Consider the following 13,467-nt stretch of genomic DNA (forward strand, 5'->3'; position numbering starts at 1 on the left):
CCGATGATAGTGCTGCAACCAGTGTGAAAGTAGGTTATCGTCAAGCTCTTATTAGAAAAGCCCGCTAACGTGTGTTAGCGGGCTTTTTGCTTTTTCAAACCCGGAAAACCGGGTCTGACCCAAGGGTCAGACCCCGTCTGCGCCACGGGCGCTGGTGTTGGTGGTTTCTAGTGCTGCTTATCGCTTGTAGCGTGCGCTGATCGCCGCCAGGGTCAGGGCTTCCCAGCCCAGTGAGTCGACGTAATTGCCGAGCAGCTGCTCGGTGGCGAGGAAACCCAGGTCGTGATGCTGTTCGTCCTGCAGCATGATGTTGCTGCGCGGCTCGCCGACCCGGCGCAGGCGCGCGGGGCCGCCGCTCATCGACATTTCCCAATCCCAGCCAATGGTCAGTGCCGGCACGCCATCATGCACATACTCCGTGTAGCCGGAAATGACCGTGCATTCGGCGCCGCTGTGTGTTTCGTGGGGCGCGTCCTCATCGAGACCCGAAACCAGGTGCTTGAGCGCGATAGTTTGAAGCTGGGCGAGTGTGGTGCGGACATAACCATCCTCGCGTGAAAGTGAAAACATAATGGCCGAATCTGGAAAGCAGGAGTACTTAATCGACCACTATCATGGCGCAACGCCGGTGAAATTGTCGATAAACTACCATAATAACCCGAACGCAATAACTTACCGGCGCTTTTTTGCACGGTACAGCGGCCTTACATTTGATTACGTTCCCAGTCCGGTCAGTTTCGATAACGCGTATTCAGGTATTCCAGGGTTTCGGATTGCCAATCGAAAGAATCGATGAAGCGCTCCAGCAGGCGCGCGCTGGACACATGGCCCAGCTCGCTCTTCTGGGCATCGAGCAGCATCACATTGCTGCTCGGGCCGCCCACCCGCTTGAGGAAGGATTTATGGTCATCGGACGGCATTTGCCAGTCCCAGCCGATGGTCACCACCTGGCTGCCGGTGCTGATCCATTCGGTATAACCCGTGATGTAGGTGCTCACCGCGCCATCTGGCGCAAAGGCCGGCGCGTCGTCATCCACCCCTGAGATGAGGTGGACCATGGAGATTTTCTCCAGTTCATTCAGCGATATGCGGATGTATCCGGTGTCTGGCATGATCGATTTGTTTTCCTTGGCGGGACGCGCCTCATTAAGGCTCGATTTCAATCCAGCAGGCGAAAATCGGGTGGCCGTTGATGATCATCGGTGGGCCGGCACGATGGGCGTGCACGCCAGTGCGGCGCAGCAGCCGTTCGATGCCGATCGGCGAAACGGTGATCAGGCGCTTGGCGCCGTGGGCGCGGGCACAGGCGATCGATTCGTGCAACAGCTGGGCGGCAATACTGGACGAGAATTGCGACAGCGCGGTCGTGTTGCGGTTGCTGAAATCCACCGTCGCGAAACGCGACAGTTCCCACACATCATCGCTACAAGGCACCGGCAAGCCATTCATCAGCTCCGGGAAGACTTCTCCCAGCAGGTAAGGACGGCTGGTCGGCAACAGGCGGGCACAGCCATTCACCTGGCCGGCGCTGTCTTGCGCGATCACGTACAACGTATCAGGGCGGTCGAACTGGTCAAGCTCTTCGCCATTCTTGGTTTTCAGGTCCCAGCCCAGCGTCTCGACAAAGACCTTGTGGCGATAAACAGCTACGCGGTTGAGTAGCTCATTGGACAGTGCATCGGTTTTGCCAGCTATAACATTCATCCCTGCTCCCTGCGAAAAGTGCATGAAATTGCAATGTAGGCATTGGACTATTTTCCGGATTTTGGCGGAACTGTCAGTTTTGACAGCTGCCAGCGCTGCCGCACCAGGCGCCGCGCGTTTTTCATTCTGCACGAGTTTGTGGCCCTTGGAGCAACTGTTGTTTTGCTAGCTATTTTTTCAGTGTAACAATGTTCTTGTTTTGACAATGGTCAAGACGCCTGCTATCGTCAAATGTATAAACGGCGCGTCCAAAACAGGGGGTGACCGAACGGGGCGAAACGATCCCAACATAAGCGTAAAACGCATCGAACAGCTGGGGAACTGTCAACTTTGACAGGGCTGAGAGAAAGGCAGTTTCGTGAATACGAAAATCGTCGATTGGCAGGGCGCCCAGATGGAGGCGTTGGCCACGGCGCGCACCGAAGCGGAGCTATATACCGTGCTGACCAGCACGGCGCGCGACCTGGGCTTTGATTACGTGGCGTTTGGCTTGCGCCAGCCCCTGCCGTTGTCCAATCCAAAGACCCACATGGTCAACAACTACCCGAGCGAGTGGCAGGAACGCTATGTTCGCGAAGGGTACCTGGCGGTCGACCCGACCGTGGTGCACGGCATCCGTTCCGTGACGCCGCTGGTCTGGACCGATACGCTGTTCCGCAGCGCCCCGACATTCTGGGAAGATGCGCACGCCCACGGCATCCGCTATGGCTGGGCGCAATCCCATTACGATGCACAGGGCTCGGTCGGCATGCTGACCGTGGCCCGCTCGCATGAGCTGGTGACGGAGAGCGAATTGCGCGACAAGTCGCTGCGTCTGTCCTGGCTGGTGCAGGCGGTCCACGAGCAGATGGGAAGGCTGGTGTCGGCCAAGCAGCCGCCCCTGCCAAGCGTCGCGTTGACGGCGCGCGAGGTGGAAGTGCTGCGCTGGACTGCCGACGGCAAGACCTCGGGCGAGATCGGCCAGATCATGGACATCTCGGAGCGCACGGTCAACTTCCATATTAATAATTCGCTCGAGAAGCTGGGCGCTGTTAACAAGACGGCGGGCGTGATCAAGGCGGCGATGCTGCGCCTGCTGTAACGCCAGCTGTCAACTCTTACAGTTCCGCGCGGAGGGGGCGTGCAGGTTTAATGGCAGGGTATTTCTTAATGCCTTGCCATGATGCTGCTTGATTCCGATTACCGCCGTCCTGCTTCCCGCGCTGCTGCGCGGCCGTTGGCGCCTGCCATGAGGGGGCGCCATGCGCGATGATATCGCCGGCCTGGGCGGCACGCTCGGGAGCGCCTTTATCGAGCGGCTGCTGACCGTGCAGCCCGCCGGCAGCGGCGGCTGGCCGTTCGCGCTGGCGCGCTTCCAGCTCGCCAGCTATGTGCCGGAGCTGTTCCCGCAGCATGGCATTGCCTTCCCCGAGAATATCCGCAACAGCGTGGCGCGCCGCCAGGCCGAGTTCCTGGCCGGGCGCGTGTGTGCCAAAGGCATCCTGGAAAACTACGGCCATGCGCGCCATGCCATTGGCATCGGCAGCCACCGCCAGCCGGTCTGGCCCTCCGGCCTGATCGGCAGCATCACGCACAGCGCCCATTATGCGGCCGCACTGGCGTGCCCGGCCTCGGCCCTGATGGGCGTGGGCATCGATATCGAGACCATCGTGCAGGAGGCGGGACGCGCCGCCATGATCGACCTGGTGGTGTCGCCCGAGGAGGTCGACTACCTGCGCCGCTGCGGTGCCGGGCTGGATTTCGACTGCCTGCTGACGCTGGTGTTCTCGGCCAAGGAGAGCTTTTTCAAGGCCGCCTTCGCGCAGGTGCAGGCCTTCTTCGATTTCGACGCGCTCAAGCTGCTGCAAATCGATCCGCAACGCCGCCTTATGCGTTTTCGCTGCCAGCAGGACCTGAGCAGCCAGCTGGTGGTCGGGCGCGAAGTGGTGGCGGGCTTCGGTTTCATCGACAGCGGTTCGGTATTCACCGTGGTCCTGCTGGACCATGCGCCGGGGACTGTAAACATTGACAGTTATTTCAAAGCGCGGGTTGGCGTTTAATGGTGGTGTAGGAAAAGCAATTAGACCAATTTAACGGGCACAAACTATGTCGGCAGCAAACACTGTACAAATCAAGCGGAATCCAGCGACTTACCGGATCGAGGACGCCCTGCGCAGCTGCGCCGCCATCGGCGAAGCGGTAGCGCTGGAATGGCCTGGCCGGCCCGGCGGCCGCAGCCTGGTGGTGTTTGCCACGGCGCGCCCCGGCCACCGCCTGGCAGCGACGGCGCTGCGCGACGAACTGGCGCAGCTGCTGCCGCCCGAGCTGGTGCCCACCACCTATGTCGTGCTGGACGCGCTGCCGCGCGATGCCGCCGGCGCCGTGGACCTGGCGGCGCTGCCGTCGCCGGACGACGGCCAGCTGGGTGTGCGCCAGTATGAAGTGCCGGCCGGTCCTGTGGAGCGCGCGCTGGCCGCCATGTGGCAGGAGCTGCTGGGGGTGGAGCAGGTCGGCCGCAATGCCCATTTCTTCGAGCTGGGCGGGCATTCCGCGCTGGCCGTGCAACTGACCCACCGCCTGCGCCAGCAAACGCGCGTGGGCATTACCGTACGCGAGCTGTTCCTGGCGCCCACGCTGCAGCATTTTGCCGCCGCGGTGAGCCAGCGCATTTCGCTTGACCGCGGCATGGCCGGCCTGGCGCCGCTGCATGCCTGACGCCTGACAGGCTGGCGCCTGCCGGCCTGTAATTCCTGAGTTCCATTGCCTGCATGCCCGCTGCGACGGGCAAGGAGATCCCTTTGTCTAAAGATTTGTACCCCATTGGTGAAGTGCCGCCGCTCGGCGTTGTTCCCCCCACCATGTATGCCTGCACCGTGCGCGCGGAGCGCTACGGTGAGCCCAAGGACAGCCTGCAGATCGAAGTCGTGCCGGTGCCCTCGATCGGCGACGACGAGGTGCTGGTGTATGTGATGGCCGCCGGCATCAACTACAACAATGTCTGGGCCTCGCTGGGCGTGCCGGTGGATGTGATCCGTGCGCGCCAGAACGACGGCGAGAACCTCGACTTCCACATCGGCGGCAGCGATGCTTCCGGCATCGTCTACCAGGTCGGCAAGAATGTGCAGTGGCCGCGCGTGGGCGACGAGGTGGTCCTGCATTGCGGCAGCTGGGACGACAACTGCCCCAAGGTGAAAGCCGGCATCGACCCGATGTACTCGCCGACCTACCGCATCTGGGGCTATGAGCGCAACTGGGGCAGCTTCGCCCAGTTCACCCGGGTGCAGGCCAAGCAATGCCTGCCGCGCCCGCAGCACCTGAGCTGGGAGGCGGCCGCCTCCTATATGCTGGTCGGCGCCACCGCCTACCGCATGCTGTTCGGCTTCCCGCCCAATGTGGTGCAGGAAGGCCAGCCGGTGCTGGTGTGGGGCGGGGCCGGCGGCCTCGGGTCGCTGGCGATCCAGATTTGCCGCGCCGTGGGCGCGATCCCGGTGGCGGTCGTGTCCGACCAGAGCAAGTACGAGTACTGCATCGAGCTGGGCGCCAAGGGCTGCGTCAACCGCAACGACTACAGCCACTGGGGCATGCTGCCGCACTGGACCGATAAGGAAAAGTTCGACGTGTGGCTGAAGGAGGCGCGCCGCTTCGGCTCCGCCATCCGCAATGTGCTGGGCAGCAGCGAGGCGCCGGCGATCGTGGTCGAGCACCCGGGCGAGAACACCATCCCCAGTTCGATCTTCGTGTGCGCCACCGGCGGCATGGTGGTGACCTGCGCCGGCACCACCGGCTACAACGGCACGGTGGACGTGCGCTACCTGTGGATGCGCCAGAAGCGCTTCCAGGGTTCGCATTTCGCCAACTATGAGCAGGCCAAAAGCCTGAACGATATGGTGATCGCCGGCCGGGTCGATCCCTGCCTGTCGCGCACTTTCCAGTTCAGCGAACTGCCGCAGGCGCACCAGCTGATGTACGAGAACGCCCACCCGCACGGCAACATGGCCGTGCTGGTCGGCGCGCCCGACCGCGGCATGGGGCGCCGCATCCCGGTGCCCAAGCCCTGAGCCCTGACCTGTGACAGCGCCGCCCCGTGCGGCGCTTACCCATTCCAGTCCCCAACGACATCGAACAAGACGGACCGCAACATGCAGAATTCCCAGGCTTCCGCTGCCAGCAATTTCCTTCCACTGTCCTCGGTACAGCAAGTCATCTGGCTTGACCAGTGCCTGTACCCCGATGCGCCGATCTACAACATCGGCCTGGCCTGGCAGATCCGCGGCGCGGTCGATGCCGTACTGCTGGCGCGCGCCGTCAACCAGGTGGCCAACGCCAACGATGCGCTGCGCACCGTGCTGCACGCGCAGCAGGATGCGCTGCCGCTGCAGGAAGTGCTGCCGTCGGTGCAGGTCACGGTGCCGGTGCGCGACTTCGGCAGCGACAGCACGGCGGAAGCGCGCGCGGCCGAGTATATGCAACAGCGCTTCAGCCGTCCGTTCGATATGTTTGGCGGCTTGCTGTGGGCGACCGAGCTGGTGCTCGCCGGCGGCAACGCCTACTGGCTGCAGTGCTACCACCACCTGGTGAACGACGGTTACGGCGCTTACGTGGCGATGCATGCCGTAGCGCGCGCCTATAACGCGCTGCTGGCGGGTGGCGAGGCAGTGGAAGCCGGGCCGTCGTACGGCGAATTCGTGGCGGACGATGCGGCCTACCTGGCATCCGCACGCTATGAACGCGACCGCCAGTTCTGGCGCGAACACTACGCCAGCCTGCCCGAGGCCCTGTTCGAACGCAGCGGCAACCCGCTGGCGCCGAATGCGCGCGTGTGCTGGAGCATGCCGCGCGCGCAGTACGCCCAGCTGGAAGCATTCGCATCCGCCCACGGCGCCACGCCCACCCATTGCCTGATGGCGGCGCTGGCGGCCTGGTTCGCGCGTGCGCAAGGCAAGGATGAAGTGGTGATCGGCGTGCCGGTGCATAACCGCGCCACCGCCCAGTACAAGCGCACGGTGGGCATGTTCTCTTCGGTCAGCCCGGTGCGCGTGCGCGTCGACCGCAGCGCCACCTTCGGCGGCCTGCTGGCCGAAGTGCTGGCGGAGCTGAAGCGCGGCTACCGCCACCAGCGCTTCCCCATCGCGGAGCTGAACCGTGTGGCCGGCCTGGCAAAAGCCGGGCGCCAGCAGCTGTACGACATCACCGTGACCACCATGAATTTCGATGGCATCGCACACTTCGGCGAGGCGGCGACCCGCATCGTGCCGATGCACCATGGCGTGGAGCGCACGCCGCTGGTGCTGTCGATCCGCGACCACCACGCGGACGAAGATGTGCTGCTGGAATTTGTCTGCAACACCGGGGTGCTGTCGCGCGCCCAGGTCGAGGCACTGCAGGCCGGCCTGGCGAGCATGCTCAATGCTGCGCAACAGGATGCGGCGCTGCCCGTGGCCCTGCTGCCGCTGCTGGATGGTGCGCAGCGCCGCCAGCTGCTGGTTGATTTCAATGCCACCGCCGCCGAGCTGCCGCATGAGCACACCGTGCATCAGTTGTTCGAGACCCGCGCTGCGGCGCAGCCCGAGGCGGTGGCGGTGGTGGCCCAGGATGCAACTCTGAGCTACGGCGCACTCAATGCGCAGGCTAACCGCATTGCGCACCACCTCGTGGCGCTGGGCGTGCAGCCCGGCGACCGGGTGGCGCTGTGCGTCGAGCGTGGCAGCGCCATGGTGGCGGCCTTGCTCGGTATCCTGAAGGCCGGCGCAGCCTATGTGCCGCTTGATCCTGCTTTCCCGTCCGAGCGCCTGGCCTATATGCTGGCCGATTGCGCCCCGGCGGCGCTGGTGACCGAGTGTGCGCTGAACGACAGCCTGGAAGCGCCGGGCGTACCGCGCCTGCTGCTGGACGCGCACGCGCCTGCGTTGGCTGAACAGCCGGTCGATAACCTGGAGCTGGCGCTGCCTGCCTCGCAGCTGGCCTACGTGATCTACACCTCCGGCTCCACTGGCCTGCCGAAAGGCGTGATGGTGGAACACGGCTCGGTGGTCAACTTCCTCGCCTCCATGGCGCGCGAACCGGGACTGGAAGCCGGTGACACGCTGCTGGCGGTGACCACGCTGTCCTTCGACATCGCCGGGCTGGAACTGTATCTGCCGCTGGCGGTCGGCGCGCGTGTGGTGCTGGCCAGCCGCGCCACCGCCTCCGATGCGGGTGCGCTGGCGCAAGCCATCGATGCGCACGGCATCACCGTCATGCAGGCCACCCCTGCCACCTGGCGCATGCTGCTGGCCGGCGGCTGGCAGGGCGCGCGCGGCCTGAAAGTGCTGTGCGGCGGCGAAGCGCTGCCGGCCGACCTGTCGGCGCAACTGCGCGCCGTGGTGGGCGAGCTGTGGAACGTTTATGGCCCGACCGAGACCACCATCTGGTCGACTTGCCGCCGTGTGGACGGCGCCTGCAGCGGCGTGGCCGAGCCGATTGGCCGTCCCATCGCCAACACGCAGGTCTATGTGCTCGATGCGCAATTGCAGCCGGTGCCGCTGGGCGCGGCGGGCGAGCTGTATATCGGCGGCCTGGGCGTGGCGCGCGGCTACCTGGACCGCCCTGAGTTGACGGCGGAGCGCTTCGTGCGTGACCCGTTCAGCAGCGACGCGGGCGCGCGCATGTACAAGACTGGCGACCTGGCGCGCTGGCGCGCCGACGGCCAGCTCGAGTACCTGGGCCGCAACGACTTTCAGGTCAAGGTGCGCGGCTTCCGCATTGAACTGGGCGAGATCGAAACCCGCCTGGCCGCCTGCGCCGGCGTGCGCCAGGCCGTGGTCGCGGCGCGCGAAGACACGCCGGGCGACCAGCGCCTGGTGGCCTACCTGATTGCGGAAGAGGGCGCGACGCTCGACATGGCCGCGCTGCGCAGCGAACTGCTGGCACAGCTGCCGGAGTACATGGTGCCGTCGGCCTTCCTGCAGCTGGATGCTTTCCCGCTGACCCCGAACAACAAGCTTGACCGCAAGGCGCTGCCGGCGCCCGGCGCGGAGGCCGTGATCCGGCGCGAATACGAAGCGCCGCAAGGCGCCGCCGAAGAAGCGATTGCCGTGGTTTGGCAGGAGCTGCTGGGCGTGGAGCGCGTCGGCCGCCACGACAACTTCTTCGAACTGGGCGGCCACTCGCTGCTCGCGGTGCAGGCCATCGGCCGCCTGCGCAAGGCGCTCGGCGTCGAAATCAGTCTGCGCAACCTGTTCGACCATGCAAGCCCAGCGCAGCTGGCCGCGCTGGCCGGGCAGGGCGCCGCCGCCACCGATACCATTGCCATCTTGCCGCGCAACGGCGTGCTGCCGCTGTCCTTCGCCCAGCAGCGTCTGTGGTTCCTGGACCAGTTGCAGCCCGAAGCCAGCCTGGCCTACCACATGCCCGGCGCCCTGCACTTGCATGGCCCCCTTGACCGCGATGCCTTGCGCGCGGCACTGGACCAGGTCGTAGCCCGCCATGAGAGCCTGCGCACCAGCTTCGTCAGTGTGGACGGCAAGCCGCAGCAGGTGGTGGCCCCGGCCGACGCCGGTTTCCCGCTGCTGGTGCTGGACCTGACCGGCCTGGCCGGCGCCGAACGCGATGCCGCGCTGGAGCGTATCGCAGCGGAAGAAGCAGGCCGCCATTTCGACCTGGCGCAAGGCCCGCTGGTGCGCGGCCAGCTGCTGAAGCTGGGCGAGCATGAACACCGCCTGCTGGTGACCCAGCACCATATCGTTTCTGACGCCTGGTCGGTTGGCGTACTGCTGGGCGAAGTGCGCGCCCTGTACCAGGCCTTCAGCCAGGGCCAGGCCGACCCGCTGCCGCCGCTGGCGCTGCAATACGCCGACTACGCGGCCTGGCAGCGCGGCTGGCTGCAAGGCGAGCGCGCGGAGAGCCAGCTGCGCTTCTGGCAGCAGCACCTGTCCGGCGCGCCGGCCTTGCTGGAGCTGCCGACCGACCGTCCGCGTCCCGCCGCGCAAAGCCATCGCGGTGCACGCCTGCAGTTTGAAATTCCCGCCGCATTGGCCGACGCCCTGCGCGCGCAGGGCCAGCGCCGCGGCGCCACCCTGTTCATGACGCTGTTCGCCGGCTGGAGCGCCTTGCTGGCGCGCCTGAGCGGGCAGGACGACATCGTGGTCGGCGTGCCGGTGGCGAACCGCCCGCGTGCCGAGCTGGAACCGCTGATCGGCTTCTTCGCCAATACGCTGGCGCTGCGCGTGCAGCTGGGTGAGGACGACAGCGCCGCGCACCTGCTGGAGCAGGTCAAGGCCAGCACGCTGGCGGCCTGGGAGCACCAGGACCTGCCATTCGACCAGGTGGTGGAAGCGGTGCAGCCCGTGCGCAGCATGAGCTACGCGCCGCTGTTCCAGGTGATGTTCAGCCTGAATAACACCCCGGCCGCTGCCACCGCCGCAGGGCCGCTGTCGATGCAGGTGGTGGAGCACCACAACGCCAGCACCCAGTTCGACCTGGTACTGGCCATGAACGAATCGCCCGCCGGCCTAGCCGCCAGCCTGGTGTACGCGACCGACCTGTTCGACGCAGCCAGCGCCGAGCGGCTGGCGGCGCAATACTGCCGCGTGCTGGCTGCTCTGGCCGCCGACCTGGCGCAGCCGGTGGCCATGCTGCCGCTGCTGGACGTGGCGGAGCGCCGCCAGCTGCTGCAGGACTTCAACGCCAGCACCGTCGCGCGCGCGCCGGCGCTGGCGCATCCCCTGTTCGAAGCCCATGCCGCCGCCACGCCGGACGCGCTGGCCGTCGTTTACAAGGACGAGGAGATAAGCTACGCCGCGCTGAATGCGCGCGCCAACCGCCTGGCGCACCGCCTGCTCGCGATGGGCGTGCAACCTGACGACCGCGTCGCCATCTGCGTCGAGCGCGGCATCGATATGGTGGCCGGCGTGCTGGGCGTATTGAAGGCGGGTGCCTGCTACCTGCCGCTGGACCCGGGCTATCCCGACGAACGCCTGGCCTTCATGCTGCGCGACAGCGCGCCGGTTGCCCTGCTCACGCATGCCTCGCTGGCGCAAAGCCTGCCGCGCGGCGATGTGCAAACGCTGGTAATGGATGCGGACGATGAACTGGCCGCGCTGGCGCGGCAGCCGGCACACAATCCCGATCCGGCCGCGCTCGGCCTGCAGCCGGACCACCTGGCCTATGTGATTTATACCTCCGGCTCGACCGGCCAGCCCAAGGGCGTGATGAACCGCCACCGCGGCCTGGCCAACCTGGCCGCCGCCCAGCGCGACCTGTTCGACGTGGACAGCGCCGCGCGCGTGCTGCAGTTCGCCTCCTTCAGCTTCGATGCCAGCGTATGGGAAATGGCGATGGCCCTGTTCAATGGCGCCACGCTCTACGTGGAGCCCAAGCGCGCATTGCTGCCTGGCGAGCCGCTGATCGACACGCTGCGCCGCCACCGTATCAGCCACGCCACCCTGCCGTCGTCGCTGGTGGCCACCATGCCGGGCGACACCGAGCTGCCGCTGCGCTGCCTGGTCATGGCCGGCGAAGCCTGCCCGCCGCCGCTGGCCAGCCGCTGGGCTGACCGCATGGCGGTGTTCAACGCTTACGGCCCGACCGAAACCACGGTGTGCGCCAGCGTGTTCCGTTGCCACGGCGGCCACCTGACCTCCGTGCCGATCGGCCGGCCATTGGCCAATATGCAGCTCTACATCCTGGACCGCCGCATGCAGCCGGTGCCGCTGGGCGTGACCGGCGAACTGTATATCGGCGGCGAGGGCCTGGCGCGCGGTTACCTGAACCGTCCGGAACTCAATGCCGAGCGCTTCGTGCGCGATCCGTTCTCCGGCCAGCCCGGCGCCCGCCTGTACCGCACCGGCGACCTGGCGCGCTGGCTGCCGGATGGCACGGTCGACTACATCGGCCGCAACGACTTCCAGGTCAAGCTGCGCGGCTTCCGCATCGAGCTGGGCGAGATCGAGGCGCGCCTGGTGGCCTGCGAAGGCGTGCGCGAAGCCGCCGTCATGGTGCGCGAGGACCAGCCGGGCAACCGCCGCCTGGTGGCCTATGTGGTGGCGCAGGACGACGTGCCGCTGTCGTCGGCGGCGCTGCGCGCCGAGCTGACCGCGCACCTGGCCGAATTCATGGTGCCGTCCGCCTTTGTCATGCTGGACGCGCTGCCGCTCACCGCCAACGGCAAAGTGGAGCGCCGCGCCTTGCCGGCGCCGGGCGCCGACGCCGTGGTGGCGCGGGCCTATGCGGCGCCGAAGGGCGCGCTGGAACAGGCCATGGCGGCCGTGTGGCAGGAGCTGCTGGACCTGCCGCGCGTCGGCCGCCACGACAACTTCTTTGAACTGGGCGGCCACTCGCTGATGGCGGTGCAGGTGGTGGCGCGCCTGCGCCAGGAACTGGGCGTGGAGCTTGGCCTGCGCGACCTGTTCACCCATCCCGTGCTGCACGAATGCGCAGCGCTGGCCCACGGCGGCGAAGTGCTGGCGCCGATTGCCCGCGTTGGCCGCGATGCGCCGCTGCCGCTGTCCTTCCCGCAGCAGCGTCTGTGGTTCATCGACCGCCTCGACCGCCGCGCCGGTGCCGCTTACCACATCGCCGGTGCGCTGCGCCTGCGCGGCGTGCTGGACCGCGCCGCGCTGCAGGCGGCGCTGGACCGTATCGTGGCGCGCCACGAGAGCCTGCGCACCACTTTCCATGAACACGAGGGGCAGGCGGTGCAGCTGGCTGGCGCGGCAAGCCAGGGCTTTGCGCTGGCCGAGCAGTCGCTGGCCCACCTGGATGACGCGGCGCGCGAAGCCGCGCTGCAGGCTGCCTGTGCCGCCGAAGCTGCGCAACCATTCGACCTGGCGGCCGGGCCGCTGGTGCGCGGCCGCCTGCTGTGCCTCGGCGCCGCCGACCATGTGCTGCTGCTGACCCAGCACCACATCGTGTCGGACGGCTGGTCGACCGGCCTGCTGGTGGGCGAACTGAATACGCTGTACGCCGCCTTCGCCTCCGGCCTGCCCGATCCGCTGCCGGCGCTGCCGCTGCAGTACGGCGATTTCGCCGCCTGGCAGCATACGGCGCAGCACCGCGACGCGCTGGAACGGCAGGCGGTCTACTGGAGCGCCCATCTGGAAGGCGCGCCTGAACTGCTTGAGCTCCCGACCGACCGTCCGCGTCCGCCTGTACAGAGCCACCGTGGCGGCCACGTGCCGCTGGCGCTGGATACCGGTCTGGCCAATGCGCTGCGCGCGCTGGGCCAGCGCCACGGCGCTACGCTGTACATGGTGCTGTTTGCCGCCTGGGCGGCGTTGCTGGCGCGCCTTGGCGGCCAGCAGGATGTGGTGGTGGGCGCGCCGGTTGCGGGCCGCGACCGCCCCGAGCTGGAAAAGCTGATTGGTTTCTTCGTCAATTCGCTGGCGGTCCGCGTGCGCCTGGACCAGGCGCCGACCGTGGCATGCCTGCTGGCGCAGGTGCGCGATAGCCTGCTGGCCGCCTATGAACACCAGGACCTGCCGTTCGACCAGCTGGTCGAGCTGCTGCAGCCGCAGCGCAGCATGGCGCATGCGCCGGTGTTCCAGGCCGTGTTCAGCATGAATAACACCCCGGCCGGCCACACCGTGCAGCTGCCCGGCCTGAGCGTCACCGATATCTCGCAACCGCCAGCCTCCACCCAGTACGACCTGGTGCTGATGCTGGAAGAGCAGGGCGGCGCGGTAGGCGGCTACCTGGGATTCGCGACCGACCTGTTCGACGCCGCCACCGTGCAGCGCCTGGCCGGCCACTTCACGACTTTGCTGGCCGCCATGGCCGATAGCGACAGCCAGCCGGTGGACAGCCTGC

The 13,467-nt window shown here is 66.7% G+C and carries 8 protein-coding genes; 5 read left to right on the top strand and 3 right to left on the bottom strand.

The features are described 5' to 3' along the window. Positions 1-177: 177 nt before the first annotated feature. The 3 genes from ACE3TQ_RS25865 to ACE3TQ_RS25875 form a co-directional block, all read right to left on the bottom strand. Positions 178-570 (bottom strand): DUF4902 domain-containing protein, encoded by a 393-nt coding sequence (locus ACE3TQ_RS25865; protein ID WP_374586460.1) that lies wholly within the window; start codon positions 568-570, stop codon positions 178-180. Positions 571-731: 161 nt separating this feature from the next. Continuing rightward, positions 732-1,112 carry a DUF4902 domain-containing protein gene (locus ACE3TQ_RS25870; RefSeq protein ID WP_374586462.1) on the bottom strand — a complete coding sequence of 127 codons (381 nt, stop codon included), beginning with the start codon at positions 1,110-1,112 and terminating at the stop codon, positions 732-734. A 34-nt stretch (positions 1,113-1,146) separates the two neighbouring features. Then, positions 1,147-1,704: an acyl-homoserine-lactone synthase gene (locus tag ACE3TQ_RS25875; protein ID WP_374586464.1), complete on the bottom strand. Its 558-nt coding sequence runs from the start codon at positions 1,702-1,704 to the stop codon at positions 1,147-1,149. 358 nt (positions 1,705-2,062) lie between these two features. On the opposite strand from ACE3TQ_RS25875, the gene ACE3TQ_RS25880 reads away from it, so the two are divergent. The 5 genes from ACE3TQ_RS25880 to ACE3TQ_RS25900 form a co-directional block, all read left to right on the top strand. Further along, positions 2,063-2,785, top strand: a complete 723-nt coding sequence (locus tag ACE3TQ_RS25880) for an autoinducer binding domain-containing protein (RefSeq protein ID WP_374586466.1) — start codon at positions 2,063-2,065, stop codon at positions 2,783-2,785. Positions 2,786-2,945: 160 nt separating this feature from the next. After that, positions 2,946-3,743 carry a 4'-phosphopantetheinyl transferase gene (locus ACE3TQ_RS25885; RefSeq protein WP_374586467.1) on the top strand — a complete coding sequence of 266 codons (798 nt, stop codon included), beginning with the start codon at positions 2,946-2,948 and terminating at the stop codon, positions 3,741-3,743. 46 nt (positions 3,744-3,789) lie between these two features. Then, complete coding sequence (locus ACE3TQ_RS25890) at positions 3,790-4,398, top strand: phosphopantetheine-binding protein (protein WP_374586469.1); 609 nt, start codon at positions 3,790-3,792, stop codon at positions 4,396-4,398. Between the two features lie 83 nt (positions 4,399-4,481). Beyond that, positions 4,482-5,741, top strand: a complete 1,260-nt coding sequence (gene ccrA / locus ACE3TQ_RS25895) for a crotonyl-CoA carboxylase/reductase (protein WP_374586471.1) — start codon at positions 4,482-4,484, stop codon at positions 5,739-5,741. Between the two features lie 81 nt (positions 5,742-5,822). Then, a partial coding sequence (locus ACE3TQ_RS25900) for an amino acid adenylation domain-containing protein (protein WP_374586473.1) occupies positions 5,823-13,467 on the top strand: 7,645 nt, incomplete at its 3' end.

The sequence above is a fragment of the Pseudoduganella sp. genome, assembly GCF_041914865.1.
In the GTDB taxonomy this organism is placed as follows: domain Bacteria; phylum Pseudomonadota; class Gammaproteobacteria; order Burkholderiales; family Burkholderiaceae_D; genus Rugamonas.